This is a genomic window from Pseudomonas sp. FG43, from assembly GCF_057809175.1.
Window position 1 is genome coordinate 38,783 of sequence record NZ_JBMDJL010000019.1, and the last position, 26,281, is coordinate 65,063.

Here is a 26,281-nt window from a genome sequence, read left to right on the forward strand (position 1 = left end):
TTTTGATTTATCAAGGAGCCCAGGGAAGTTCGACGATGATCAGTTGCGCACTAACCCATTGAAATCAATAAATAAATACCCGTGAAACGGCCTGAATACAGGGGTGCCTGCTTCAGAAAAACAGAAGCATATGCAAACACACTTGCACTTCGGTTCGATGCCGGCAGCCTCGATAACGCCCAAAAAGCCGATAACGAACGGATCAAAATAAACCCTGAGCCATAAGTAAAACTGGGCAGTTCTCTATAAAAGACAATGTTCGCCCTGAAACAAGGCGTGTTCGATACACGCTGCGGCAACAGTCAATTGACACTGATGAGCGTCTGCATAAACAGCCAACACCCTGATAGATATTGATTCATTTCCTTTACGCATCCAAAATCATTGTGGGAGCACAACGTGGAATATCATATAACAGTCGGATTATTATTCGCGGCTTGGGCAACACTCGTCCTGACAATTAAACGCTTAGCCCATCACGTCAGGGGAACAGGTGAAGTCAACATTTCTCTCCTATGGCTCATCATCGTCATTGCACCCAGCGCGTTTCTACCCTTTAAAGAGGCGATGTTTATTTTAATAGGCACATCGGTCTCACTGACCCTGGCAATTCAAACACGAAAATGGTTTTTACCTTTAACCAATACAATGGGCATAGCAGTCACGACCGTAGAGTATCTGCCCTTTTTCTTAATGCTGACAGCCCTCGTCATCCATTATGCCTCCCTTGAAATAGAGGGATCAATTGTTGTCGGAATACTATTTTCATTTATTTATATGATGCTCACGGCCCCCTTCAAGCCTCTGTTAAATGTTCCTCAATTCAACATGCACTTCCCGAAAATGACACGCGCTCGCGAGCGGTTGGCAGAGCGCAGTGATTTCGACAGCGTGTGCGTCCATCTGCCCTCTTATTCAGAACCTCCCGAAGTCGTCAAAATGTCTATTGATGCCATTGCAAACAACTTGGGGAGACAGTCACATCTTTTGGTCATCGACAATAACACTAAAGATGAGCAGATCTGGCAACCGTTGGAAGCGCACTGTGAAGTCAAGGGCGAGTCCGTATCATTCAGGCATGTCGAAGGAATCACGGGTGCCAAAGCAGGTGCGTTGAACTATGCGCTTCGCCAGTCACCGTCTCATACAGAATTTATTGCCGTTGTGGACGCAGATTACATCGTGGAGTCAGCTTACTTTGAGGAGTATCAAAAGCTTTTCACGGACCCGGATATCAGCTATGTCCAACTCAGTCATGACTATCATAGCTACGAAGAAAACGTTTTTTTGGCGGGGTCTTACTACACCTATACGCCCTACCCCAAAATGGTATTGCCTGCGCTGGATGAATATGACGCTGGCCTATCGATTGGAACCATGTGCCTGTTCCGTCGCGACGTTATTACTGAAATAGGCGGATGGGGTGAGTGGTGCTTGACAGAGGACTCTGAACTCACAATAAGAATGGGGCTGGCGGGCTATAAGGGAAATGTGTTGGGCGATACGGCAGGACGCGGACTGTTGCCTGAAACATTTGAAGCCGTTAAGAAACAGATTTTTCGCTGGGCAGCAGGCCCGACACAACAGTTACTGCATCATTGGCGAGGCTATTTATCCGCGCTGACCCTAGGACAAATGAAATGGAATACTTTCATTTTGATCATGCGTACCCATCTACACCGCTTCGCAATACCCTTGAACATGCTTATCGTCGTATTGGCGATAACGGTTTTCCCCGCATGGGCCGAGTCGGACATCCCTTTCAGTATACTGGTTTCATCCATCATATTCAGTGCGGCCCGCGTGGCACTGCTTTATGGTGACAAATGGATTACATTCCAGATGATGGGCGGCGTACGGGTCAAAGACTTCTTGAATAGTATCCTTATCGAGAATGCCTTGAGATGGACAAACATGTGCGGCTTCCTGGCACCGCTCGTGAAAATTTCCCTTCCATGGAACAGAACCGAGAAATTCCCTAAAGCACGAGAATCAGGACGGATGTTGCGTTCGGTCGCAACCGAACTCAAGGTTGGCATATTTTTTGTTGCCCTGACGATGGGAGGACTCATTAATTATTATGACGAGTTACCTAATTTAATAACCTTGGCAGGAATGGCTGGGCTCTGGACCGCTACAACCTTTCTAGGAGCGGGGTGGGCGGCTTATCTTTCCGAAAAATCACTACCGAAAAATTTATGACTTAACCAGCCCATACACTGCACCGAGTCAGCAGTTGAGTTATTGACAAACCTCAATCACTCAACTGCTTTCGTAATGGGTAACGGCGGAGGCCTTGTATGATCTCCGTGAGCCTGGTGAGCCCCCAACGAACCGGGAAGTGATCCGCTACTGGCGTCGCACATGCTCCAGGAAGACAGACGTCATCCATTGCTGAACGTCGGGTACGCACTTAAAATGCCATCGCTGACAAGCTGTGAACGATCCGGCTTGCCAGTCAGACCTATCCGACACTTTGAAATGGAATTTCGCATGAGTGGCAAACCTGCTGCCCGCCTTGGCGACCCCACCAGCTGCCCACTGCCTGGGCACGGCACCAACCCGATCGCCAGCGGCTCCCCCGATGTAAACTTCGACGGCCTGCCCGCCGCCCGCATGAGCGACAAATCCGCCTGCGGCAGCCCCATCACCGGCGGCGTCAGCTCAACTGTCTTCATCAACGGCCTTAACGCCGCGACCATCGACAGCACCGGCGCACACGGCAACATCATCATTGGCGGGTCCGGCACGGTCATCATCGGCGACACCTTCGTCCCTGCCCCCTTCAGCGGCCTGCTGCCAATGCCCGTGCATTTCAGCGACAAGCTCAAACTCATCAACGAAACCACCGGCGAACCCATGGCCAACCACGGCTACGCCATCCAGCGCGCCGACGGCAGCATCGAAGAAGGCGTCAGCGATGCACAGGGCTTCACCCACATGATCAGCTCGCATCTGGCTGAAAACATCAAACTGTTTGTGGAAGATTGAAAATGGCCGCTGAACAACAAGCAGAAGAGATTGTGCTTTCAAACGGGAAGAGAGCGTGTGTGGCGACGACGCATACGTTGACGGCGGTTAATGATGCCGTAGTTAAAACGGTGCCGGTGGCAGAGAAGAAGGCGGTGGTGTTTTTTATTGGGGGGGCGGCGGATCAGGAGTCGTATTATTTTCAGGGGCCGAATTATAACGTTGACTATGCAAAAAAAGAACTCGCAGAAACGCTCGGCACAAATAAAATTGCGTTTGAAAAAACTAGGATGTTGTCAAAAAGCTATAACGACGCAAAGGGGGTCAGTGATATAGAGACTCACTTCATCAACAATATACCTAATAAATCCTGTGCGGTTTATATCGTCGGGCATAGCTTAGGTGGATGGAATGGAGCGCACCTGTCAAGAACACTGTCAGAAAAAGGTTATACCGTTAAGTTTCTAGTCACGCTGGACCCTGTAGGTGAGGGTTTTCTGGTATGGCTGGGCTCGGACATTTATTTTTCAGAGCCCTCTCCTGTTGCCGAAACCTGGATCAACATTCTTGCTGAATCCACTAATCCAGACGCCTCGGATAGCGTCGCAGATTTTGGAGAGCAATGGATCATGACCTCATGTCCGACAATAAATAAAACTGCCAATATCCACCATGCTTCGGCAGGCCAGATGTTCATAGAGCCCGTGCAAGGAGCAAAATCCGCACGTGATCTTATTTTCGAGTCGATTACCGGATTTTTTGGCCAATGAATATATATCGCAGCCTCATTCTTTTGGCAGTGTTACTGTGCGCAGCCTGTGCAAAAACACCTCGCGTGCCACAGGCCGAGCTGACACTATTGTCTTTTGAGCGAGGACCCAACAATTTTTACATTGTCGACTTCACCTCCAACATTAATTTACTGACAGCTTTTCAGGACTACGAAAACAGCAACCAGCTGCCCCCCATGCTGATCTGCTCCCTGAATCGCGATACCAAATTTTCGGCAGATCATGCTATCGCCATAAAAGCCGAAGGCGTGGTAAAGGCAAAAAAAGAAAGCAAACTTAATCATAACTATATTGCATCGCTGATCTTTTACTATACCAACCCGGATGGAACACAGCGTAACGATAATGACTATGATGCGATAAAACCTCTGCTTTTAGCTCAAGATTCAATTCCTTGCAAAGCACGCATCACTTATTACGGATTCAAAGCTTACTACAGCAAAACATTACTTATACCAGCAAAACTAATGCTGGAAAAATTGAACACCACAAAATCATAAACATAACTACCTGAATCACATGCGCTACCAATGTATTTAAGCGCTCACTGCAACCTGAACTCATAGCAGTGAGCGTAAATTTATATCGAACTTATAAATGACACTTATGAAAACTAAAGCACTTCACTGCCTCATTTACCTGACAGTAATTTTGTGCACAGCATGCGTAAAAACAGCACAAATACCGGTAGCTGACCTTAATCTTTTATCATTCGGACCAGCCCCCAAATACCCTTATACAGTCACGTTCACCTCAAGCGTGGATCTGCAGCATGCATTCAACGACTACGAAAATAGCAACCAATTAAACCCCAGCTTCATCTGCTCCCTGGATCCTGATGCAAAACTTACAGTAGAAGCCCCCATCAACATAGGTGCTACAGGACGAGTAGAGATAAAAAGCTCAACAAGACCAAACTACATCTTTACCTCCGAGCTTATCTTTCGCTTTAACAATCCCGATGGCACTCAACGAGACTTAAACGATTTCGAGGCTTTTAAACCACTACTCGAGGCACAGGAGTCAATCCCTTGCAGAGTATTCATAACGGCGTATGGATATAAAGCCTACTACACCAACCTACTTTTTATCCCCTCTACTCTAATTCTAGAGCAGATGAACAAGTGAGTATCACAAATAGTTCTATTCCATCCAACCCCATGACGCAAAGAAAATGAAGACATATCAAACCTTTATTTTCTTAGCCGTACTCTTATGTACCGCCTGCGCAAAAACGCCAAACATCCCACGCGCCGAGCTTAGGTTATCGTCTTTTGAGAGAAGCCCTAACAACCATTATACGGTTAACTTCACCTCAAGCATTGACCTGATGCGCGCCTTCAACAATTACGAAAACAGCAACCAACAAAACCCGGTACTGACATGTTCTCTGGATCACGACACAAACTTTTCAACAGACCATGTTATTAAAATAAAAGCCAGAGGCTCAGTAAAAGCCAAAGATCAAAGCAGACTCAACCGCGACTTTATTTCAGAAGTATCTTTCTCCTACTCCAATCCAAACGGTAGCGAAAGCAGCCTAGATGGGTACGACGAAATAAGAATATTGATTGAGGACCAAGTATCGATCCCTTGCAAAGTCCGTATCGCTCCTTCATGGGGATATAGAAATTACTACACCAATACGTTCTTTATCCCATCGACGATAATATTGGAGAAAATGAGAGAACGATAATCTCCCCAACGACTACCACCACATACATTTGACTTCACATCCAAGCACGCAAATTTTATGTACGCACAAAAATCAATATCGAATCACTAAAGACATTTACCCAACGAGCAAATACCGCAATATAGTTTTTATAGACTATGCAAATTTATTTTTTGGCCACTCTTTCACTAACACATCATATATGGCGCCCATTTAACCTTAACGACCACCCCCAACACAAACGCAACCCCATAGCAAAGTACACTTTGCTTCGCGAAGATAAAAAGCGTATCACATCGACACACTATTTATCCCCCCAAGAATTAAAGAAAAACTGTCATCCAACGACTACAAAAACAAATATATAGATCCTTATTTTTCAGACAACAATGACCTATCGAGCGACCAATGATCCATCAAACAATATAGCATACTCTTTAATTCAGGCGACGCGCCTAAATGACTAACAAATTGCCTTTCCATAGAAAGCTGTTCAAACTCTTTTGCTACCGTGAAAAGCCCTCTCCCAACTCCCGGTCGAGAAAAATACTCTGCAAGTATGTCAACCTGAAGACTTTCCAGTTGATTCTCTACACTTGACCTTACTTGCCTAGAAGTAAGTGCCCCGTCTTCAGCATGCTGCTCTACCAAACCTAGAGCAATTTCAAGAACTTTTTTTAATCCAGAGCGCCCGCGAGAACCATATGTAAATCCTTCTTTTAGCATGGCTGAGCGCTCAGTCTGTTCCACAAAAGCGAGCTCCTCAAGAACATAATCTATTGCTAACGCAACAAAGGAACAAATCAGATATAGACAGCGTAGAGCCAATACTCGCTGCCGCTGATTTTCTATCGAACCCAATGCGAAAAATTTTGCATGCCCGAGCCAAGCATTGCAGTTATCAAAGGTAAGTCCTTTAGACAGCAGTCCCTTACAGAGACGAACTCTTCCCTTCCAATCGCCATCAAGTTTTCCCAGTGCGTAATCTGCTATCTCTTGAAAAAACTCCTCATCACTCAGTCGGCTAGGGTTATACCCATCCGGACTACCGAGTCGAGACAGGAAAGAGCCATCAAGAACAACCACATCCAACTCTTTACCAAACTCTTTTACTTCTGGACGTCGATCGTTTGTAGCAACAATTGCTTTTGAAGCTCCTACCGCCTTTTGTAGACCTTTTATCCAAAAGATCCTCTCAATAGCTTGAGGTGTCTTTTTATTCTTTGCATCGACAATAGCAATCTCGCGAGAAACCGAAGACGATCTGCTGTACAACCATAGATCAATATCTGTTACATCAAATCCTTCATAGCAGAATGGCACACCTCGAACCACGAAATATCCTGCCCGAGAAAAATATGCTCTCAACATTTCTTCAGCCAAATAGCCTTTTGCCAAAGGAAGAGCCTTAGCCATTAGAAAGCTCCCGTCCGCAATGCGGATAACATATCATTCGTAGCTTTCGGACTACTCTTTAACTGATTCCGACGCTCAACCATTCTGTTCACCTCAGGTCCTTGGTAACCAGTTAAGGCAGCCCCGGGCAATATTGTCAGCGAATACTCACTCACATCACCCTCTCTGATAACCTGCAGAGCAAGCTTGCCAATTTCTCGCTTTAGAAGCTTCAGCATTGGTCCTGAACGACCATTCTTACTTCCATTATAAACCTTCACTACACCTTTCAACTCTAGCACTTTATAATCTTGACCAATAGCACTTACTGGCCCAACACTTTCACCTCGAATAAGTGCAGACAGCAGCGCATCCACCATGCGAATCGCTCCTCTTGCATAATTACTTTTAGTAATACCATATGTCAAGGAACTCAAAAACGCTTTAGCCAAGTCAAAAGCATCATCTACCATAGAATTACTATCAAACTTAGAAAATGCAGACGGAAGCGTCACAAACCCGGTATTACTATCCCCATTACTTACAACACTCACATCAAACAAGCCAATAGAAAAAACCTTACTAAACAATGCTCCACCAAGAATCCTTTCAGCAGACTCAACATCGACGCAGGCTTTTTTCCTAAGAACGTCATTAAAGTCTTGCAGAAGAGCCTGCTCTTTTGAACTTAAAGAATCCAATACTAGCTTAATTTTTCGTGTAACATCACGACGAAAGAGATTTCCATTAAAAACCAATTCTTCATCAGCACTTAATTTTTCAACCTCAACAAAACCTATTTGGCTTGCCTCGACCAACAACTGCTTGACCTCAGCCTTAGGCAACTTATTTAAATCGCCGATATACTCTGAAACTTCGGATACTTTAGCCGGGGCCACAGACGCAATCTCGGCCAGCTCTATAGCTGCTAACTCATTTCGCTCGGGAGAGAGCTTACTAAATATGTCAGCTGTATGACTCAAGACCGACGCAGATGTAACACCGTACACAAGAAGCTCTCCAGACCGAGAGTCATCTAAATATTCGTTTTCTTTAAGTAGTTTTACGAGAGATGGCAGCTCAAACATAGTATTAATGTTAGAGGCCCTAGCTAAAGCATTAAGTCTATCAGGAGAAACCTTAAGGTTCCCATCTGCGGAAATTGCAGACAGCAAAATACCCGCCTTCCCAGCTGCGAACGTTTTTTCATAGCCGAGTTGGCTGTTAACACCTTGGAGCTTATTCGTATGATGAATCAACCACGAGCCAGCAGTCTTCTTGTCCATAAACCGTCCTTGACATTTACAACCCTTTGATGAACTGCCACATGAGCAAGCTCATCACTAAAAATGCATGTTTATATGACTCGTTGAATCATGCATAGCAAAGGTATTCGGTCTCGGAGAAACTTACAACATTCTTAGCATACCTATAGCCATCAGACTCCACACCCGATGCCCAATCGTAACTCCGCTGCGCCTAACGTTTGGTTAAAGCACAAACCTACGCACACTCAAGATTAAGAGAGGAAAATATTGTGTAGATATATCTAAGTACTGGAAAACCCCTGCAAACCACAAGGATTCAAAAGAAAGGTGGCAACCCCACCAGCCACACCCCGGCACACAATGTTCCCGCTATGGCTGCTCCCTTCCGGGCCTGACCAGGTTGACGGGTAATCGTTGCGGGGGGACCGATGGGGTCACCATAACGACACTCGCCAGTCGGCGAGCCGTGCCATTGTACCGGTCTGGCGCGAAGTTACAACCCGTAATCCAGGATAAAAATTCGAGATTGCTCAAGCACTTGTGTCACAAGGGCTCGGCGGGTTGCAGGGAGCGGATTCGGGGCTTATAGTCGCGCGGTCGCTGCCTGTCAGTGATCGGGGGTGGAAGCCCGGCTGTTCAAAGGACACAGAAGCTATATCAGCAATCTGAGACTCTAAATGTTTCGGATGGCTGCGCTATGGCGGCTGTGTGCTGGGGCACCTTCGGGTGCACCGGGTTCCTTTGACCGGTCTTCCACACCCACGCACAGCTGCCACCCAACTCATGTGGAAGTGAGCCGTGGCAGTCCTTTTAATGAAACAAAGGAAGTTTAGCCATGTTCAAAATCACACCAAATCCCCCTGCCCTCACGCCTTGCGGAGGTGCAGCATGACCCGCTTTGTCCCGCTCAAAAGCAATAACACTGATAACCCTGTGATGCATATCGACAGTCAGGCCCCACTGGATTTTCTGTTTGCCAGTGCTGACCGGCGTATTCGTATGGCTCGTCGCCTCTTGGAATGTCTGGACGGGGCAGATGACGCTGATGTGCGGTATATGGCCAATGCGGCGCTGATGCTGTTGAGCGATGGCTGTGATGCGCTGGATCTGGTGGAGAAGCAGGTGTTTCGGCCTGGGTTGGACAGGGCTGTGGTCAGGCATTAGCAGATTGGGGGCCTGGGTGCCGTCGCAGCCAAGGCCCCTCCCACAAGTGAGATGTATGCCTGATTGATCGGTATTTCACGGTTTGTTCGCGAATGAATTCGCTCCTACGGGGTGGAACCCTGGATTACCAGGTGGATGAAGTGCAGTTTGGCGATGGCCGGTGCGGGCAGGACGAAGGGGTAGAAGTCGGGTTGGCCCATGCTGCGTGACAGTTCGTTAAGCATACTGGCCAGTTCTATCCAGGCGTTGATGAATGAGAGGAAGGCCGGGCCGTCGGGGTGTTGGGGGTCGTAGAGGGCTTCCAGCGGGAACGGCTGGTAGTCCAGCTCCATCTCTCGGGCGCTCATGCCCAGGCCCAGCGCGGTGTCGACGGCATCCATCATGTGCAGGTAATGCGCCCAGGTTTCTGCCCAGTCTTCCCACGGGTGCATGGTTGCGTAGGCGCTGACGAACTGTTGCTGCCAGCCTTCCGGGGCGCCGTTCTGGTAGTGGTTCTCCAGCGCGTCGGCATAGCTGGCGCGTTCGTCGCCGAACAGGTTGCGAAAGCCGTGCAGCCAGTAGGTGTCGGCAATCAGCCTGTCCCAGTAATAGTGCCCCACTTCATGGCGGAAATGCCCCAGTAAGGTGCGATAAGGCTCGTGCATCTGTACGCGCACGGCTTCGCGGTGGGCGTCGTCGGCTTCTTCGATATTGAGGGTGATCAGGCCGTTGGCGTGGCCGGTGGTCGGTGGTTTGCCTTCCAGGTCGATGCCGACAAAATCAAAGGCCAGCCCGGTGTCTTCGTCGCTGGTTTTGGGGATGACTTCCAGCCCGAGGGAAATCAGTTGCGCCACCAAGCGCCGCTTGGCGGTTTCGACCTTGCGCCAGCGCTCGGGGTTTTCCGGGACGGAGAGGTCCGGGATAGTGCGATTCAGGCTACAGGCGATGCAGTATTCACCTGCATTATGGGCCGGAAACAGCCAGTTGCAGGCGGCTGGCGTGTGCAGGTTGGCGCAGCGTCGGTAGAGGCCTGCGCCGGGGTCTTCGCTCAGGCGCCAGGTATCGGGCTCGGCGGCGGCTTCGATTGTGGCGATGCGTTCCTGTTCCGGTAGATAGCCCAATGCCGCCGAGCAGGCCAGGCACTGGGAGTTGGGAAAGAACACCGATTGGCCGCAGCGGCACTGCCAGACCTTGCTGTTGCGCTTTGTTTCGCTGATGAAGGGGGCAGCGATCCTTGAACTGAGTTGTTCGAAAAAGCGGTACATGGTGGTTTCCCTGGGGTCCGTGAACAGACTAGATCATGGGCGAGGTGCAGGGGTTCCATGGATTTTCTCGGGTGGTGGTTTTCGCGAATGAATTCGCTCCTACGGAGGCCGGCGCAGGTGCGAATTCATTCGCGAAGGGCATCAATCCACTTCAATGCCCTGCCCGCTCAGGAATGCCACAAAGGCTTCTTCATCCAGTACTTCCAGGCCCAGTTCGTTGGCCTTGGTGAGTTTGGAGCCTGCGCCGGGGCCGGCGACGACGGTGTGGGTTTTGGCCGAGACGGAGCCGGATACCTTGGCACCCAGGCTTTCGAGTTTTTCCTTGGCGATGTCGCGGCTCATGCGTTCCAGCGAGCCAGTCAGGACCCAGGTCTGGCCAGCCAACGGCAGGCCTTCGACGGTTTTCTTCTCGCTGCGCCAGTGCATGCCGAATTCCTTGAGCTGCGCTTCGATGGCCCGCGCTCGCTCGGCGTTGGCGGCGTCATCAAAGAACTCGCGCACGGCCTTGGCCTGTTTCTCCGGCAGCGCCTGACGCATGTCCAGCCAGTCGGCGCTGATGACGTTTTCCAGCGTGCCGAACTTGTCGGCCAGTTTCTGCGCGCCGCCCGGCCCTACCGAGAAGATGTGCAGTTTGTCGATCAGGCTGCCCAGGGTGGTGCTGGCTGCAAATTCGGCACCCAGCTCGCCTTCATCCTGCAATTGCAGGCCGCTCTCGCCCAGCAAGGCATCGATGACTTCGCGGTTGTGGCTGTCCTCGAAGAAGCTGTGAATTTCGTGAGCGACTTCCAGGCCGATATCCGGCAGGTAGGTGAGCACTTCCGGCAAGGCCTTGCGAACCCGCGCCAGGGACGCCAGCGAGCGGGCCAGCACCTTGGCGGTTTCTTCGCCCACATCGGGAATGCCCAGCGCGTAGATGAAGCGCGCCAGGGTCGGCTTGCGGCTGTCGGCAATGGCCTTGAGCAGTTTGTTGCTGGAGACTTCGGCAAAGCCTTCCAGGTCGATGATCTGTTCGTATTGCAGTTTGTAGAGGTCTGCGGGCGAGCCGATGAGCTTTTCGTCCACCAGTTGCTCGATGGTCTTGTCGCCCAGGCCTTCGATGTCCATGGCTCGACGCGAGACGTAGTGGATGATCGCCTGCTTGAGCTGCGCGCCACAGGCCAGACGGCCGACGCAGCGATAGACCGCACCTTCGCTGATGGTTTCCTTGCCTTTGCTGCGCTTGACCAGTTGCGTGCGTTCTACGTGGGAGCCGCAGACAGGGCAGGTTTTCGGCACCTCCACCGGGCGGGCGTTTTCCGGGCGGCGTTCGGCCACCACTTGCACCACTTGCGGGATGACGTCACCGGCACGGCGGATGATGACGGTATCGCCGATCATCACGCCCAGGCGTGCGACTTCGTCCATGTTGTGCAATGTGGCGTTGGACACCATGACGCCTGCGACCTTGACCTGCTTGAGGCGTGCGACCGGCGTGACTGCCCCCGTGCGCCCGACCTGGAATTCGACGTTCAACAGCTCGGTCAGTTCTTCCATGGCCGGGAATTTATGGGCGATGGCCCAGCGCGGAGTACGCGCACGAAATCCCATTGCACTCTGGAATGAGAGGTCATTGACCTTGAATACCACGCCGTCGATTTCATACGCCAACTTGAGGCGGCGCTCGCCAATGTCGTGGTAATACGCCAGACACTCTTCAATCCCGTCCGCCAGTTTCAGCTCAGGACTGATAGGCATGCCCCATTTTTTGAGCTGGTTCAGCATGCCTACATGGGTGTCGGAAATTTCGGTAGAAACCTGACCTAAGCCATAGCAGCAAAACTCCAGTGGGCGATTGGCGGTGATCTTCGAGTCTAGCTGGCGCAGGCTGCCAGCTGCGGCATTGCGCGGGTTGGCGAAGGTCTTGCCGCCGATTTCCATCTGGCTGGCATTGAGCCGCTCGAAACCGGCCTTGGACATGAAGACTTCACCCCGCACCTCAAGTACTTCAGGCCAGCCCTTACCTTTCAGTTTGAGGGGAATGTTACGCACGGTTCGCACGTTGACGCTGATGTCTTCGCCGGTGGTGCCATCACCACGGGTGGCCCCGCGCACCAGCGCACCGTCGCGATACAGCAAGCTCACCGCAAGGCCGTCCAGCTTGGGCTCGCAACTGTATTGCACTTTGGCATCGCCACCAAACAGGTCGCCTGCTGGCAGGCCAAGTACCTGGATCACACGCTTATTGAACTCGCGCATGTCGGTTTCTTCAAAGGCGTTGCCCAGGCTGAGCATGGGGACTTCATGACGCACTTGAGTGAAGGCCGACAGCGCGGCGCTGCCCACGCGCTGGGTCGGGGAATCCGGGGTGACCAGATGCGGGTTTTCAGCCTCAAGGGCCTTGAGTTCGTGAAACAGGCGATCGTACTCGGCATCCGGGATGCTGGGTTCGTCCAGCACGTGGTAGCGGTAGTTGTGCTGGTCCAGCTCTGCGCGCAGTTCCAGGATTCGGGTTTCGACGGCCTTCATACAATGTTCTCTCAAAAAGCAAAAAAGCAGCCTTGGCTGCTTGATGTGGCATGTAGGAGCAGATGCCGATCAGTTAAGGCATACAGTCACCTGTGGGAGGGGCCTTGGCCGCGACGACCTGCTTACAGGCAACACATTTTCAGCGCCTGAAACCGGGCTGTCGCGGCCAAGGCCCCTCCCACGGATTTTGATTCCAGCCCCCCGACTTTTGAAATCAGCCTCTTAACTGATCGTCATTAGCATGGAGCGGATTCATCCGCTCCTACTGTCAGCGGCGCTGGGTTAATGCGCGGCGCTCGAATTCGACAATGCGCTGGCGGTAATGCTCAATGGTTTGAGCGGTCATGACGCTGCGTTGGTCGTCTTTCAGTTCGCCGTTGAGTTCATGGGCCAGCTTGCGGGCTGCGGCGACCATGACGTCGAACGCCTGCTTCGGATGACGCGGCCCAGGCAAGCCCAGGAAGAAGCTGACGGCACGGGTGCTGAAATGGTCGATGTCGTCCAGGTCGAACACGCCCGGCTTCACGGCGTTGGCCATGGAGAACAGGACTTCGCCATTGCCGGCCATGCTTTCGTGACGGTGGAAGATGTCCATTTCGCCGAAACGCAGGCCGCTTTCCAGGATGTTCTGCAGCAGTGCAGGCCCTTTGAAACCGCTTTCGTCACGGCAGATCACGCTGATGACCAGCACTTCTTCGACAGGCGGCAGGTCCTTGTCTTCGGTGATGCGCTGGGCCGGCTTGTCGTCCGGGAAATCGTCGTTGCGATCGGTGAACAGGCTAGGGCCGTCCATATCCAGGTTCAAGTCGCCCTGTTGCGGCTCGTCCTTGCGCTTCTTGTCGCTGTTGCTGCGTTTGCTCTCACGCGGGGTCGCACTCAACGACGGCAGGTCCTGCTCGTCCAGTTGAGGTTCCTTGTGGGTATCCAGCACGCGGGGTGGGCCCAGCAATTCTGCGGACGTGGTTTCATCGTCGTCCGGCAGATTGGAGAAGCTTCGGTCGAGCCTGAATTTCAGTTTCCCCTTGCCGCCGCGCATACGGCGCCAGCCATCGAAGAGAATACCGGCAATGACAATAATGCCGATGACGATCAGCCACTCGCGCAGACCGATTTCCATGTAATCCAGTGCCTCTAATGAAGAATTTTCAAAATAAGGGCCTAAACCCCTTTAATACGTGGTGCCAAGTCTATGTTCTAACTGGCATTTTGCCCACGCCGAAATAAAAAAGTGGTCACTAAACTAGCACGACCAAAGGTAACTTTACACCGTCTGTTACACCTGTTTGGCCCTGAGGGTAGTATCTATCGCTACCGCTTCACATATTTGAGCCACTAAAAAGCCATTTCCCCGCGAAATCACGTTACAGATCACGCATCCACAAGGGCCATCGCCTCCTCGACATCCACCGCTACAAGGCGCGAACAGCCGGGTTCATGCATGGTTACGCCCATCAGCTGGTCGGCCATTTCCATGGCGATCTTGTTGTGGGTGATGTAGATGAATTGCACTGTTTGTGACATTTCTTTCACCAAGCGTGCATAACGTCCCACGTTGGCGTCATCCAGGGGTGCATCGACTTCGTCGAGCATGCAGAACGGTGCCGGGTTGAGTTTGAAAATGGCAAAAACCAGTGCCAATGCAGTCAGGGCTTTTTCCCCACCGGACAGCAAATGAATCGTGCTGTTCTTCTTGCCGGGTGGACGCGCCATGATTGTCACCCCTGTATCGAGTAAATCTTCGCCCGTCAGTTCCAAATAAGCGGAGCCGCCACCGAAAACTTTCGGAAACAGCGCCTGAATTCCGCTGTTTATCTGATCGAAGGTCTCCTTGAAACGATTGCGGGTTTCCTTGTCGATCTTGCGGATCACGTTTTCCAGCGTCTCCAGAGCCTCCACCAGATCAGCGTTCTGGGCATCGAGGTAACGCTTGCGCTCGGACTGTTGCTGGTATTCGTCGATGGCCGCGAGGTTGATCGCGCCCAGGCGCTGGATGCGCCCCGCAATGTTTTCAAGTTGTTGCTCGGCACTCGCCTCGCTGGCTTCGGGGCTCAAGGTCGCCAGCACGCCGTGAAGGTCATAGCCGTCTTCCTGCAACTGGTCCTGCAAGGCCTTGCGCCGCACCGTCAGGGATTGCCACTCCAGGCGCTGCTGCTCCAGCTGGCCACGCAACAGTTGCGATTGTTGCTCGGCCTGGGTGCGACGCTTCTCGGCGTCGCGCAGCTCACGGTCGGCATCTTCCAGAGCGATTTTGGCGATACGCATTTCGTCGTCGACGACCATGCGTTTTTCCAGCAATTCTTCGAGCTTGAGGCGCAGTTCTTCAAGCGGGGCCTGCCCTTCTTCCAGGTTCAGGCCCAGTTGCTCGCTTTTTTCGGACAGCCGCTCGGACTGCATCTTCAGGCGTTCAAGGGCCTGGCGCGTGGAGTCGTGCTGCGCTTTGATCGAGCCGATACGCACTGCCAGTTGATGGCTGCGATCCTTGTGCTGACGCGCCTCCTGACGAATCCGGTCCAGACGCTCGCGCAGGCTGTCGCGCTGGGCTTGCAGCAGCTCGCGCTGCTCGGTGTCCTGGGCCATGGCGTCCAGGGCGTCTTGCAGTTGCACGCGGGATTCACCCAGGTGCTCATGCTCCATGGCACGCTGCTCGCCCACTTCGATGAGCTCTTCATCAAGACGGGTACGGCGCAGGGTCAACTGCTCGACCTTGGCCTTGGCCGCCGACAGCTGGGCCTTGAGTTCGCCCTGCTGACGGGTTTCGTCTTGCAGGCGGCGACGCAGTTGTTCGCGGGTTTCTTCCTGTTGCGTCTGTTGCTCACGCAGCGACAGCAGTTGTTCTTCACGGGCCGCCAGTGCCGCTTCGAGTTCGTCACGCTCCAGCCCAAGCCGTTGCAGTTCCTGACCACGGGCCAGAACGCCGCTCTGGGCTTCACTGGCGCGGCGCACGCGCAAGAAGTGACGCCCGACCCAATAGCCATCGCGGCTGATAAAACTTTGCCCGGCACTCAACTGCCCACGTCGGGCCAAGGCTTCGTCGAGGGTTTGCACCGGCATGACCTGCCCCAGCCAGGCCGACAGGTCGACCGGGCTTTCGACCTTGTCCAGCAGGCTGCCCGGCAGGCGACTGGTATCGGCTCCGGGGCTCAGCAGGCGCAAGTCGCCCTGCTGGAAACCGGCCAGATCCAGCCCGGCAAAATCATCCACCAGCACCGCTTGCAGGTCGGCACCCAGCACGGTTTCCACCGCCAGTTCCCAGCCTGCTTCGACACTCAGCCCTTCAGCCAGACGCGGGCGCTCGGCCAGTTGCTGGTCACGCAGCCACTCGGCAGTGCCGGTGTCCGGGTCGAGGGCTGCCTGTTGCAAGGCTTCAAGCGAGGCCAATCGGCCATTCAAGCGTTGCAGTTCGCCCTGGGCCTGCTGCTGGGCCTGATTGGCCTGTTGCAATTGATCGCGCAACTGCTCCAGTTGCTCGACGACCTGCCCTTCGTTCAGGTGCAGGTCGTCGATGGTCATTTCACGGGTGGCCAGGTCTTCGCTCAGTTCAAGAATGGCCGCGTCTTCGGGGTCAGAGGCCAACAATTGGCGCTCTTCGTTCAAACGACGCTGACGCTCGGCCAGACGCTCGATGCTTTGTTCCAGTTGCTGAATGCGCGACTGCTGCACCTGAGCCTGACGTTGCGGCTCGGCCGATTGCTGGTTGAAGGTGTCCCACTTTTCCTGCCAGCCCTGCATCGTGGCTTCGGCGTCTTCCAGGGCAATGGCCGATTCCTCGGCGGCAGCGCTGGTCATTTCCTGTTCCGGTTCGAGCATTTCCAGCTCTTCGCCCAGGGTCGCCAGCAAGGTGGTGTCGTGGCCCAGGTGCGATTCGGTTTCCTGTCGGGCACGCTCGGCTTCGCGCAGGTCGTCCTGCAACTGACGCAAGCGCTGCTGGCCGTGCTGAATGCTCTGCTCGACACGGGCGATGTCGCCACCCACGGAATAGAAACGTCCCTGCACCAGATTGAAACGCTCGGACAGGTCGTGATGACCGTCCCGCAGTCGCTCGATGCTGGCATCGGCACTGCGCTGGTCAGCCACCAAGGCCTCGAAACCGATTTCCTGATTGCCGATCACTGCCTCGCGCTGGCCGACCTGCTCGTTCAGCGCCTGCCAGCGCAGAGCCGACAACTGAGCCTTGAGCTGACGCTCTTCGGCCTTGTATTCCTGATACTTCTCGGCGGCCTGTGCCTGCCGATGCAAGCGCTCAAGCTGGCGTTCCAGCTCTTCGCGCAGGTCCGTCAGGCGTGCGAGGTTTTCATGGGTGCGACGAATGCGGTTTTCGGTTTCCCGGCGGCGCTCCTTGTACTTGGAGATGCCGGCCGCTTCTTCGATGAAGTTGCGCAGGTCCTCGGGCTTGGCTTCGATCAGCTTGGAGATCATGCCCTGCTCGATGATCGAATAGCTGCGCGGCCCAAGGCCGGTGCCCAGGAAGATATCGGTGATATCGCGCCGACGGCATTTGGTGCCGTTGAGGTAATAAGTGTTCTGGCTGTCGCGGGTCACTTTGCGGCGAATGGAGATTTCCGCGTAGCTGGCGTATTCGCCCACCAGCGTGGCATCGGAGTTGTCGAACACCAGTTCGATGCTCGCCTGACTCACGGGCTTGCGGCTGGTGGAGCCGTTGAAGATGACGTCGGTCATCGACTCGCCGCGCAGGTTCTTGGCAGAGCTTTCGCCCATCACCCAACGCACGGCGTCGATGATGTTGGACTTGCCGCACCCATTGGGGCCGACAACGGCCGCCATGTTACTGGGGAAGTTCACCGTGGTGGGGTCGACGAAGGATTTGAACCCCGCCAGCTTGATGCACTTCAGACGCATGGTTTCAGCCTGTGGACAAAGCAGCCAGCACCAGCCTGCAGCTGCGTTGGCAATAATGAGTAAGGATTACGCGAATCTGTGGCAGGTCCCGGGCCACAACGGCTTCAAGCATTTGTGAGAACAGCGTCAGATAATCGCCCAGTTCGGCCTTGCGCTGTTCAAGCGCCAGGTAATAGCTGCGGCTCATGGACGGTTGCAGGTTCTCGACGGTCTCTTGCAGGTACGGGTTGTCGGCAAACGGATAGGCGGCGCGCATGACGTTGAAGCTTTCTTCAACGAATACCGTGACATCCTCACGCTCATAACTGTTCTTGAGACGTTGCTGGATCTGCATGAACGGTGCCAGATCCGACTCGCGCTGCCAGCGTTCGGCAACCGCCGTGGCGAGCAGGATATACAACTCGGCCATCAGCGAGCACAGGCCGACCACATTATGGGCATCCAGCACAGTCACCTGCGCACCACGACGCGGCAAGATCACCACCAGATGCCTGCGCTCCAGAATCAAGAGAGCTTCGCGCACTGTACCGCGACTGACACTCAGCGCCTGCGTGACCTTTTGTTCCTGGATCCGCTCTCCAGGTTTCAGCTCGCCACGGATGATCCGCTCGGCAATGTGCTGAGCGACTTGCTCGGCGAGGCTGTCCGATGCCTTGAACGTCATGTCTTTCCTTTCAGCAGCAGTTCTACTTATTAAGAGAAGGAGTGTATCGCAACCTTTGGGCATGGCGCAGGGCCATGGCCGTGAAACTGGCACGAATTAAGCAAATCATTGATGTGACAGACTTATTGTCGCTTATGTGTTGCGTGACTTATCGACTGGCAACGGAATTTCCTGACTTTACAGTCAGAAAAAAATTGACCCGATAAGCAAAGCTGATAAATTCATCGACATATCCGATTACAAGAAATCGAGGGTGTAGCACCGTGATCCAGTTCCTTTTGAACCAGGAGCTCAAAACCGAGCACACCCTGGACCCGAACCTCACCGTGCTCAATTACCTGCGCGGGCATGCGCACAAGACGGGCACCAAGGAAGGCTGCGCCAGCGGTGACTGCGGCGCTTGTACCGTTGTGCTCGGTGAGCTGGAAACCGACAGCCATGGCACTGAGCAATTGCGTTATCGCAGCCTCAATTCGTGCCTGACCTTCGTGGCGTCGCTGCACGGCAAGCAATTGATCAGCGTCGAAGACCTCAAGCATCAAGGGCAACTGCATAGCGTGCAAAAGGCCATGGTCGACTGCCATGGCTCGCAATGCGGCTTCTGTACGCCAGGCTTTGTGATGTCGCTGTTCGCCCTGCAAAAGAACAGCCCTCAGGCCAACACCCATCAGGCCCACGAAGCCCTGGCGGGCAATCTTTGCCGCTGCACCGGTTATCGCCCGATTCTGGACGCTGCAGCGCAAGCCTGCGGCCAGCATCAACCCGACCAGTTCGATCAGCGTCAGGCCCAGACCATCGCCCGCTTGCGCAGCATCGCCCCCAAGACAACCGGCGAACTGAACGACGGCGAAAAGCGTTCTCTGGTGCCGCTGACCGTGGCCGATCTGGCCGACCTGTACAGCGCGCACCCACAAGCCAGATTGCTGGCAGGCGGGACCGATCTGGCGCTGGAAGTCACTCAGTTTCACAAGCCGCTGCCGGTGATGATTCATGTTGGCCATATTGCCGAAATGAAGCGCATCGAGCGTTTCGAGGACCGGCTGGAGATTGGTGCCGCCGCCTCGCTGACCGACTGCCATGCAGCTCTCAAGGCTGAATACCCGGATTTCGGCGAGTTGCTGCAACGCTTCGCTTCGTTGCAGATCCGCAATCAGGGCACGCTGGGCGGCAATATCGGCAACGCCTCACCCATCGGCGACGCCCCGCCGCTGTTGATCGCCCTGGGCGCACGGATCGTGCTGCGCAAGGGCGACACTCAACGCACCCTGGCGCTGGAAGATTACTTCATCGATTACCGGGTGACGGCACGTCAGGAAAGCGAGTTCATCGAGAAGATCATTGTGCCGACCGCCAAGGCTGGCCATGTATTCCGCGCCTACAAGGTGTCCAAGCGGCTGGATGACGATATCTCGGCGGTCTGCGCGGCTTTTTGCCTGCATCTTGAAGACGGCCAGATTGCCGATGCGCGCATTGCGTTCGGCGGCATGGCAGCCATTCCCAAACGTGCCGCGGCCTGCGAGCGGGCCTTGATCGGTCAGCCCTGGACATCGGCGTCCATCGAACTGGCTTGCAGCGCACTGGCCGAAGATTTCACGCCGCTGTCGGATTTTCGCGCCAGCAAGGAATACCGTCTGCTCAGCGCGCAAAACCTGCTGCGCAAATATTTTATCGAGCTGCAAACCCCCACTCTTGTGACGCGGGTGACCGACTATGTCTAATCATCTACCGCCCAAGACCCAGGCCGAACTGGTCGCGCTGTTCCAGCAGGACCTGACCACCGGCGTTGGCCGCAGCGTCAAGCATGACAGCGCCGACAAGCACGTCAGTGGCGAAGCCATCTATATCGATGACCGCCTGGAGTTTCCCAATCAACTGCATGTGTATGCACGCCTCTCGGACCGCGCCCATGCGCGGATCGTCAGCGTCGACACGGCTCCGTGCCTTGCTTTCGACGGGGTGCGGATCGTCATTACCCATCAAGACATTCCCGGCCTGAAAGACATCGGCCCGTTGCTGCCCGGCGACCCGTTGCTGGCCATCGACAAGGTGGAGTTCGTCGGCCAGCCGGTGCTGGCCGTGGCGGCCCGCGACCTGGAAACCGCACGCAAGGCGGCGATGGCGGCGGTCATTGAATATGAAGACCTGGAGCCAGTGCTGGATGTGGTTCAGGCCTTGCGCCAGAAGCATTTCGTGGTCGACAGTCATACCCACAAGCGTGGCGACTCGGCCAGCGCCCTGCAAGGCGCACCGCATCGTTTGCAGGGCAGCCTGCATATCGGTGGCCAGGAGCATTTCTATCTGGAAACCCAGGTATCGTCGGTGATGCCCACCGAAGACGGCGGGATGATCGTCTATTGCTCGACCCAGAACCCTACGGAAATCCAGAAGCTGGTGGCCGAGGTGCTGGGCGTTTCGATGAACCGCATCGTGGTCGACATGCGGCGCATGGGCGGCGGCTTTGGCGGCAAGGAAACCCAGGCAGCCAGCCCGGCATGCCTGTGCGCCGTGATTGCCCACCTCACCGGGCAACCAACCAAGATGCGCCTGCCAAGGGTTGAAGACATGCTGATGACCGGCAAGCGCCACCCGTTCTATATCGAGTACGACGTGGGTTTTGACGACAGCGGACGCCTGCAGGGCATCGAGCTGGAACTGGCGGGCAACTGCGGTTATTCGCCGGACCTGTCGGCCTCGATTGTCGACCGCGCCATGTTCCATGCCGATAACTCGTATTACCTGGGCGATGCAACCATCAACGGCCATCGCTGCAAGACCAACACCGCGTCCAACACGGCCTATCGAGGCTTCGGCGGCCCACAAGGCATGGTGGCCATCGAGGAAGTGATGGACAGCATCGCCCGCTATCTGGGCAAAGACCCGCTGGCAGTTCGCAAGGTCAATTACTACGGCAAGACCGAGCGCAACGTCACGCATTACTACCAGACCGTCGAGCACAACCTGCTGGAAGAAATGACCGCCGATCTGGAGCAAAGCAGCCAGTACGCAGAGCGTCGCGAAGCGATCAAGGCCTTCAACGCCAGCAGCCCGATTCTGAAAAAAGGCCTGGCGCTGACACCGGTCAAATTCGGGATTTCGTTTACCGCCAGCTTTCTCAATCAGGCGGGTGCGCTGATCCATATCTACACCGATGGCAGCATCCATCTGAACCATGGCGGCACGGAGATGGGCCAGGGCTTGAACGTCAAGGTCGCCCAGGTGGTGGCCGAGGTGTTTCAGGTGGATATCGAGCGTATCCAGATCACCGCGACCAACACTGACAAGGTGCCGAACACCTCACCGACTGCGGCGTCCAGCGGCACGGACCTCAATGGCAAGGCCGCGCAGAATGCCGCTGAAATCCTCAAGCAGCGGCTGGTGGAATTTGCGGCGCTGAAGTATCAAGTGACCGAGGCCGATGTGGTGTTTCGCAATGGGCATGTGCGTATCGGCGAGCAGGTGCTGTCCTTCGCCGAGCTGGCGCATCAGGCGTGGATGGGCCAGGTGTCGCTGTCCAGCACGGGCTATTACAAGACGCCGAAGATTTTCTACGACCGCAGCCAGGCGCGGGGTCGACCTTTTTACTATTTCGCCTTTGGCGCCGCCTGCGCCGAGGTGATCGTCGACACCCTGACCGGCGAGTACAAGATGCTGCGCACGGACATCCTGCATGACGTCGGCGCCTCACTGAACCCGGCCATCGATATCGGTCAGGTCGAAGGCGGCTACATTCAGGGCGCAGGCTGGCTGACCACCGAAGAGCTGGTGTGGAACGACAAAGGCAAATTGCTGACCAACGGCCCGGCGTCCTACAAGATCCCGGCGGTGGCGGACTTGCCACTGGATTTGCGGGTCACCCTGGTGGAAAACCGCAAGAACCCGGAAGACACGGTGTTCCATTCCAAGGCCGTGGGCGAACCGCCCTTCATGCTGGGGATTGCGGCGTGGTGTGCGATCAAGGATGCGGTGGCGAGCCTGGGGGATTATCGGCATCAGCCCGACATCGATGCACCGGCAACGCCGGAGCGGGTTTTGTGGGGGTGTGAACAGATGAGACACCTTCAATGAACATCCCCGTGGGAGCGAATTCATTCGCGAAGCGGCATGTGAAAGTGCCATTGACGGTGGATGTGCTGACGTCTTCGCGAATGAATTCGCTCCTACCGGGTCCGTCAACTCAGAGGCACACATGAACGACTGGATCAGCGCCCTGGCCAGGCTACAGGCCCAAGGTGAGCCGAGCGTTCTGGTCACTATCATCGAGGAGCTTGGCTCGACGCCACGCAATGCGGGCTCCAAGATGGTGGTCACGGCGCAGGGGATCCACGACACCATCGGCGGCGGGCATCTGGAATACAAGGCCATGGAAATCGCCCGTGACATGCTGGCCAGCGGCAGCCAGCAGACGCGCCTGGAGCGCTTCAACCTCGGCGCCAGCCTCGGCCAGTGCTGCGGCGGCGTGAATGTCCTGCTGTTCGAGCCCATGGGGCAGCCACAGGCGCAGATCGCGGTGTTCGGTGCAGGCCATGTCGGCCGGGCGCTGGTGCCGCTGTTGGCCAGCCTGCCCTGCCGGGTGCGCTGGATCGATTCTCGTAAGCAGGAGTTCCCGGAACACTTGCCCGAGTCCGTGCTGAAAATCGTCAACGACGAGCCTGTCGATGAGGTCGCGCAACTGCCCAAAGGCAGTTACTGCATTGTCATGACTCACAACCATCAACTGGATCTGGAACTGACAGCCGCGATCCTCAAGCGCGGCGACTTTGGCTATTTCGGGCTGATCGGCTCCCGGACCAAGCGCGTCAAGTTCGAGCATCGCCTGAAGGAACGTGGTTTTGAACCCGCCTTGCTGCAACGCATGCGCTGCCCCATGGGTCTGGCGCAGGTCAAAGGCAAGCTGCCCGTCGAGATCGCCATTTCCATCGCCGCCGAAATAATCGCTACCTACAACGCCAGCTTTGGCCAACACAGTGCCAGCGCCGAACCTGTCGCCAAACTGCTGCCCGCCTCGCGGCGCAGCCAGTCGCAATGAGATGCCCATGACCCTCGTTTCAAGCAACAAGAAAGCCTACCGCGCCAGTATCGTGCACAGCATTGCCGACCCCGCCCAAGTCGGGGTCGAGGCGTCTTATGAATATTTTCCCGACGGCCTGATGCTGGTCGAAGACGGCAGGATCACCGCCGTCGGCAATGCCGCTGACCTGCTGGGTAGCCTGGGCAGCGATGTGGAACTGATCGAGTATCAGGACGCGCTGATTACTCCGGGCTTTATCGACACCCACATTCACTTGCCGCAGACCGGCATGATCGGCTCGTATGGCGAGCAGTTGCTGGACTGGCTCGACACGTACACCTTCCCTTGCGAGAGCCAGTTTGCCGACCCGGTGCATGCCGCTGAAGTGGCCGATATCTTTCTCAAGGAGCTGCTGCGCAACGGCACCACCACGGCGCTGGTGTTCGGCAGCGTTCACAAGGAGTCGGTAGACGCACTGTTCAGCGCCGCTCAAAAGCTGGACCTGCGCCTGATCGCCGGCAAGGTGATGATGGACCGCAATGCACCGGACTATCTGGTGGATACCCCCGAGTCCAGCTATGCGGACAGCAAGGCGCTGATCGAGCGCTGGCATGGCCAGGGCCGCCTGAGCTACGCCGTCACCCCGCGCTTTGCGCCCACCAGCACGCCGGAGCAGTTGACCCTGGCAGGCAAGCTGCTGAGCGAGTATCCCGGCCTGTACATGCAGACGCATATCAGCGAAAACCTGCAGGAAATCGAATGGGTCAAGGCCCTGTTCCCGGAGCGCAAAAACTATCTGGACGTGTACGACCACTTCAACCTGCTGGGCGAGCGCTCGGTGTTCGCCCATGGCGTGCATCTGTGTGACGAACAGTGTGCGCGGCTGGCAGAAACCGGATCGGCCATCGCGTTCTGCCCGACCTCCAACCTGTTTCTGGGCAGCGGCCTGTTCAATCTGCCGAGGGCTGAAAAGCACGGGATCAATGTCGGGCTGGGGACCGATGTGGGCGGCGGCACCAGTTTCTCGATCCTGCAAACCCTGAACGAAGCCTACAAGGTCATGCAGATGCAGGGCGCGAGGCTCAGCCCTTTCAAATCACTGTATCTGGCCACATTGGGTGGCGCACGGGCGCTGCGGCTGGACGACCGGATAGGCAGCCTGAAGCCCGGCAACGAAGCTGACTTTGTGGTGCTGGACTACAACGCTACGCCGCTGCTGGCCTATCGGCTCAAGCAGGCCAAGGATATTGCAGAGATCCTGTTTGTGCTGATGACATTAGGCGATGACCGCACGGTGCAACAGACTTGGGCGGCCGGGGAGTTGGTGCATGAGCGCGATGGTTGAATCACAACTCGTGGGAGGGGCCTTGGCCGCGAGAGCAATGTGAAGTGCGCTGAAGATGTGTTGCCTGTCAGCAAGTTGTCGCGGCCAAGGCCCCTCCCACAGAGACCTGTACGCCTTGACTACCAGGCATTACCCCTTGCCCGGTTTCTTCTTGCCCATCAGGTGCGAAAACACCGCATGCAAATCATCGGACGCGCCGTCGTCGTCGAGGTTGAGCTTGCTGTCGATGTGGTCCATGTGATGCATCATCAGTTCCACGGCCAATGCGGCATCGCGGGCTTCGATGGCGTCGATCAACTGGGTGTGTTCATCGTAGGAACAATGGGTGCGATTGCCGTTTTCGTATTGAGCGATGATCAATGAGGTCTGCGACACCAGGCTGCGCTGAAAGCTGATCAGCGGTGCGTTACGGGCGGCCACTGCCAGTTGCAGGTGGAACTCGCCAGACAGGCGAATCCCGGCGCCACGATCCCCTCTGGCAAAGCTGTCGCGCTCGTCGCTGACCATCTGCCGCAATTCGGCCAGTTGCTCGGCGGTCGCGTGTTCGACCGCAAGCTCGGTAATGGCCTTTTCCACCATGCGCCGGGCGAAGAACACCTGACGCGCGTCCTCGACGCTGGGGCTGGCGACCACCGCCCCCCGGTTGGGCCGCAACAGCACGACACCTTCATGAGCCAGGCGCGACAGGGCACGACGAATGATGGTGCGACTCACGCCAAAGATTTCGCCCAGCGCCTCTTCGCTCAGCTTGGTGCCCGGCGCCAGACGCTGCTCAAGGATCGCCTCGAAGATATGCGCATAGACGATATCGTCCTGGGTTGCATTACGGGCTGACTTGACCGCGCGTGGCTGTTTCTTCAGGGGCAGGGACTGTTCGTTCATGGGCACTCGTGTGCAAGTGGTTTACGGCGTAGGACGGACGCATTGTACACAGTGCGCCAGCACAAGGGCGCGCCTCGCGCTGTGCAATCAACTGCCACGATAGGTCGAGTAGCTGTAAGGCGAAACCAGCAGCGGCACGTGATAGTGCTCCTGGCCTGCATCAATCCCGAAGCGCAGCACCACCACATCGAGAAAGGCCGGCTCAGGCAGCGTCACGCCACGCCCGCGGTAGTAATCGCCCGCATGAAACTGAAGCTGATAGACACCTGTGCGGTAAGCTTCGCCCTGGAGCAAGGGAGCATCGCAACGACCATCACTGTTGGTGACCGCCGTGGCGACTCGTTCAAGACGCTCGCCTTCAACCCGGTAAAGTTCGATGTGGATGCCGTTGCCGGGGCAACCGTGCGCGGCGTCCAGCACATGCGTGGTTAATCGTCCCATTGATATCAGCACCTCGTTGAATGGTTGAATTGCGGGCATGATGCACCATCAGGGTGCTTGCCAATCGTAGAC

General features: G+C 55.3%; 20 protein-coding genes and 1 other RNA gene. 11 read left to right on the forward strand and 10 right to left on the reverse strand.

Going from position 1 to position 26,281, the window contains the following annotated elements; all coding sequences use genetic code 11:
- Positions 1 to 399 precede the first annotated feature (399 nt).
- The 6 genes from ACODS3_RS20150 (at position 400) to ACODS3_RS20175 (ending at position 5,457) form a co-directional block, all read left to right on the forward strand.
- Positions 400 to 2,202, forward strand: coding sequence for a glycosyltransferase (locus ACODS3_RS20150; protein WP_147471842.1), 1,803 nt, complete (start codon positions 400 to 402; stop codon positions 2,200 to 2,202).
- 291 nt (positions 2,203 to 2,493) lie between these two features.
- The gene (locus tag ACODS3_RS20155) at positions 2,494 to 2,991 is read left to right on the forward strand and encodes a PAAR domain-containing protein (protein WP_489035949.1); all 498 of its coding nucleotides are present in this window, start codon (positions 2,494 to 2,496) and stop codon (positions 2,989 to 2,991) included.
- A gap of 2 nt (positions 2,992 to 2,993) precedes the next feature.
- A complete protein-coding gene (locus tag ACODS3_RS20160; RefSeq protein WP_489035951.1) occupies positions 2,994 to 3,740 on the forward strand; it encodes an alpha/beta hydrolase in 747 nt (248 codons plus the stop codon).
- The gene (locus ACODS3_RS20165) at positions 3,737 to 4,261 is read left to right on the forward strand and encodes a hypothetical protein (protein WP_025259281.1); all 525 of its coding nucleotides are present in this window, start codon (positions 3,737 to 3,739) and stop codon (positions 4,259 to 4,261) included. The genes ACODS3_RS20160 and ACODS3_RS20165 overlap by 4 nt, the downstream gene beginning before the upstream one ends.
- 106 nt (positions 4,262 to 4,367) lie before the next feature.
- On the forward strand, positions 4,368 to 4,889 hold the full coding sequence (locus ACODS3_RS20170; RefSeq protein ID WP_489035954.1) for a hypothetical protein: 522 nt from the start codon (positions 4,368 to 4,370) through the stop codon (positions 4,887 to 4,889).
- A gap of 46 nt (positions 4,890 to 4,935) precedes the next feature.
- Positions 4,936 to 5,457: a hypothetical protein gene (locus ACODS3_RS20175; protein WP_463530997.1), complete on the forward strand. Its 522-nt coding sequence runs from the start codon at positions 4,936 to 4,938 to the stop codon at positions 5,455 to 5,457.
- A 351-nt stretch (positions 5,458 to 5,808) separates the two neighbouring features.
- Here the strand turns inward: ACODS3_RS20175 and ACODS3_RS20180 are convergent, their stop codons facing one another.
- The 3 genes from ACODS3_RS20180 to ffs form a co-directional block, all read right to left on the reverse strand.
- Positions 5,809 to 6,852, reverse strand: a complete 1,044-nt coding sequence (locus ACODS3_RS20180) for a hypothetical protein (protein WP_463530998.1) — start codon at positions 6,850 to 6,852, stop codon at positions 5,809 to 5,811.
- On the reverse strand, positions 6,852 to 8,117 hold the full coding sequence (locus ACODS3_RS20185) for a hypothetical protein (RefSeq protein ID WP_463530999.1): 1,266 nt from the start codon (positions 8,115 to 8,117) through the stop codon (positions 6,852 to 6,854). The genes ACODS3_RS20180 and ACODS3_RS20185 overlap by 1 nt, the downstream gene beginning before the upstream one ends.
- 316 nt (positions 8,118 to 8,433) lie before the next feature.
- Positions 8,434 to 8,530: signal recognition particle sRNA small type (gene ffs / locus ACODS3_RS20190), an RNA gene on the reverse strand.
- Positions 8,531 to 8,987: 457 nt separating this feature from the next.
- Between ffs and ACODS3_RS20195 the strand changes: the two genes are divergently transcribed.
- On the forward strand, positions 8,988 to 9,263 hold the full coding sequence (locus ACODS3_RS20195) for a hypothetical protein (protein WP_122320727.1): 276 nt from the start codon (positions 8,988 to 8,990) through the stop codon (positions 9,261 to 9,263).
- Between the two features lie 104 nt (positions 9,264 to 9,367).
- On the opposite strand, the gene ACODS3_RS20200 is transcribed toward ACODS3_RS20195, so the two are convergent.
- The 5 genes from ACODS3_RS20200 to ACODS3_RS20220 form a co-directional block, all read right to left on the reverse strand.
- Entirely contained in the window at positions 9,368 to 10,507 is a 1,140-nt protein-coding gene (locus tag ACODS3_RS20200) for a zinc-binding metallopeptidase family protein (protein ID WP_489035957.1), read from the reverse strand.
- Between the two features lie 141 nt (positions 10,508 to 10,648).
- Entirely contained in the window at positions 10,649 to 13,012 is a 2,364-nt protein-coding gene (gene ligA / locus ACODS3_RS20205; protein WP_489035959.1) for an NAD-dependent DNA ligase LigA, read from the reverse strand.
- Positions 13,013 to 13,280: 268 nt separating this feature from the next.
- Positions 13,281 to 14,129, reverse strand: a complete 849-nt coding sequence (gene zipA / locus ACODS3_RS20210) for a cell division protein ZipA (RefSeq protein ID WP_122320733.1) — start codon at positions 14,127 to 14,129, stop codon at positions 13,281 to 13,283.
- Between the two features lie 251 nt (positions 14,130 to 14,380).
- The gene (smc, locus tag ACODS3_RS20215; RefSeq protein WP_489035962.1) at positions 14,381 to 17,869 is read right to left on the reverse strand and encodes a chromosome segregation protein SMC; all 3,489 of its coding nucleotides are present in this window, start codon (positions 17,867 to 17,869) and stop codon (positions 14,381 to 14,383) included.
- Between the two features lie 4 nt (positions 17,870 to 17,873).
- A complete protein-coding gene (locus ACODS3_RS20220) occupies positions 17,874 to 18,533 on the reverse strand; it encodes a GntR family transcriptional regulator (protein WP_201019964.1) in 660 nt (219 codons plus the stop codon).
- A gap of 263 nt (positions 18,534 to 18,796) precedes the next feature.
- Between ACODS3_RS20220 and xdhA the strand changes: the two genes are divergently transcribed.
- The 4 genes from xdhA to guaD all read left to right on the forward strand — a co-directional run bounded on the left by xdhA (position 18,797) and on the right by guaD (position 24,886).
- Positions 18,797 to 20,251, forward strand: a complete 1,455-nt coding sequence (gene xdhA / locus ACODS3_RS20225; protein WP_201019965.1) for a xanthine dehydrogenase small subunit — start codon at positions 18,797 to 18,799, stop codon at positions 20,249 to 20,251.
- Positions 20,244 to 22,598, forward strand: a complete 2,355-nt coding sequence (xdhB, locus tag ACODS3_RS20230) for a xanthine dehydrogenase molybdopterin binding subunit (protein ID WP_489035965.1) — start codon at positions 20,244 to 20,246, stop codon at positions 22,596 to 22,598. The genes xdhA and xdhB overlap by 8 nt, the downstream gene beginning before the upstream one ends.
- Before the next feature lie 121 nt (positions 22,599 to 22,719).
- Positions 22,720 to 23,559 carry a xanthine dehydrogenase accessory protein XdhC gene (gene xdhC, locus ACODS3_RS20235; protein WP_489035967.1) on the forward strand — a complete coding sequence of 280 codons (840 nt, stop codon included), beginning with the start codon at positions 22,720 to 22,722 and terminating at the stop codon, positions 23,557 to 23,559.
- A 7-nt stretch (positions 23,560 to 23,566) separates the two neighbouring features.
- Entirely contained in the window at positions 23,567 to 24,886 is a 1,320-nt protein-coding gene (guaD, locus tag ACODS3_RS20240) for a guanine deaminase (protein WP_489035969.1), read from the forward strand.
- Between the two features lie 129 nt (positions 24,887 to 25,015).
- On the opposite strand, the gene ACODS3_RS20245 is transcribed toward guaD, so the two are convergent.
- Positions 25,016 to 25,768 (reverse strand): GntR family transcriptional regulator, encoded by a 753-nt coding sequence (locus ACODS3_RS20245; protein ID WP_201019969.1) that lies wholly within the window; start codon positions 25,766 to 25,768, stop codon positions 25,016 to 25,018.
- Between the two features lie 87 nt (positions 25,769 to 25,855).
- Positions 25,856 to 26,209 carry a hydroxyisourate hydrolase gene (gene uraH, locus ACODS3_RS20250; protein WP_201006107.1) on the reverse strand — a complete coding sequence of 118 codons (354 nt, stop codon included), beginning with the start codon at positions 26,207 to 26,209 and terminating at the stop codon, positions 25,856 to 25,858.
- Positions 26,210 to 26,281: the final 72 nt, after the last annotated feature.

Coding starts and splice junctions, on each gene's coding strand:
- ACODS3_RS20155 (WP_489035949.1), top strand. CDS start 2,494: ATGAGTGGCAAACCTGCTGCCCGCCTTGGCGACCCCACCAGCTGCCCA.
- ACODS3_RS20160 (WP_489035951.1), top strand. CDS start 2,994: ATGGCCGCTGAACAACAAGCAGAAGAGATTGTGCTTTCAAACGGGAAG.
- ACODS3_RS20165 (WP_025259281.1), top strand. CDS start 3,737: ATGAATATATATCGCAGCCTCATTCTTTTGGCAGTGTTACTGTGCGCA.
- ACODS3_RS20170 (WP_489035954.1), top strand. CDS start 4,368: ATGAAAACTAAAGCACTTCACTGCCTCATTTACCTGACAGTAATTTTG.
- ACODS3_RS20175 (WP_463530997.1), top strand. CDS start 4,936: ATGAAGACATATCAAACCTTTATTTTCTTAGCCGTACTCTTATGTACC.
- ACODS3_RS20180 (WP_463530998.1), bottom strand. CDS start 6,852: ATGGCTAAGGCTCTTCCTTTGGCAAAAGGCTATTTGGCTGAAGAAATG.
- ACODS3_RS20185 (WP_463530999.1), bottom strand. CDS start 8,117: ATGGACAAGAAGACTGCTGGCTCGTGGTTGATTCATCATACGAATAAG.
- ACODS3_RS20195 (WP_122320727.1), top strand. CDS start 8,988: ATGACCCGCTTTGTCCCGCTCAAAAGCAATAACACTGATAACCCTGTG.
- ACODS3_RS20200 (WP_489035957.1), bottom strand. CDS start 10,507: ATGTACCGCTTTTTCGAACAACTCAGTTCAAGGATCGCTGCCCCCTTC.
- ligA (WP_489035959.1), bottom strand. CDS start 13,012: ATGAAGGCCGTCGAAACCCGAATCCTGGAACTGCGCGCAGAGCTGGAC.
- zipA (WP_122320733.1), bottom strand. CDS start 14,129: ATGGAAATCGGTCTGCGCGAGTGGCTGATCGTCATCGGCATTATTGTC.
- smc (WP_489035962.1), bottom strand. CDS start 17,869: ATGCGTCTGAAGTGCATCAAGCTGGCGGGGTTCAAATCCTTCGTCGAC.
- ACODS3_RS20220 (WP_201019964.1), bottom strand. CDS start 18,533: ATGACGTTCAAGGCATCGGACAGCCTCGCCGAGCAAGTCGCTCAGCAC.
- xdhB (WP_489035965.1), top strand. CDS start 20,244: ATGTCTAATCATCTACCGCCCAAGACCCAGGCCGAACTGGTCGCGCTG.
- xdhC (WP_489035967.1), top strand. CDS start 22,720: ATGAACGACTGGATCAGCGCCCTGGCCAGGCTACAGGCCCAAGGTGAG.
- guaD (WP_489035969.1), top strand. CDS start 23,567: ATGACCCTCGTTTCAAGCAACAAGAAAGCCTACCGCGCCAGTATCGTG.
- ACODS3_RS20245 (WP_201019969.1), bottom strand. CDS start 25,768: ATGAACGAACAGTCCCTGCCCCTGAAGAAACAGCCACGCGCGGTCAAG.
- uraH (WP_201006107.1), bottom strand. CDS start 26,209: ATGGGACGATTAACCACGCATGTGCTGGACGCCGCGCACGGTTGCCCC.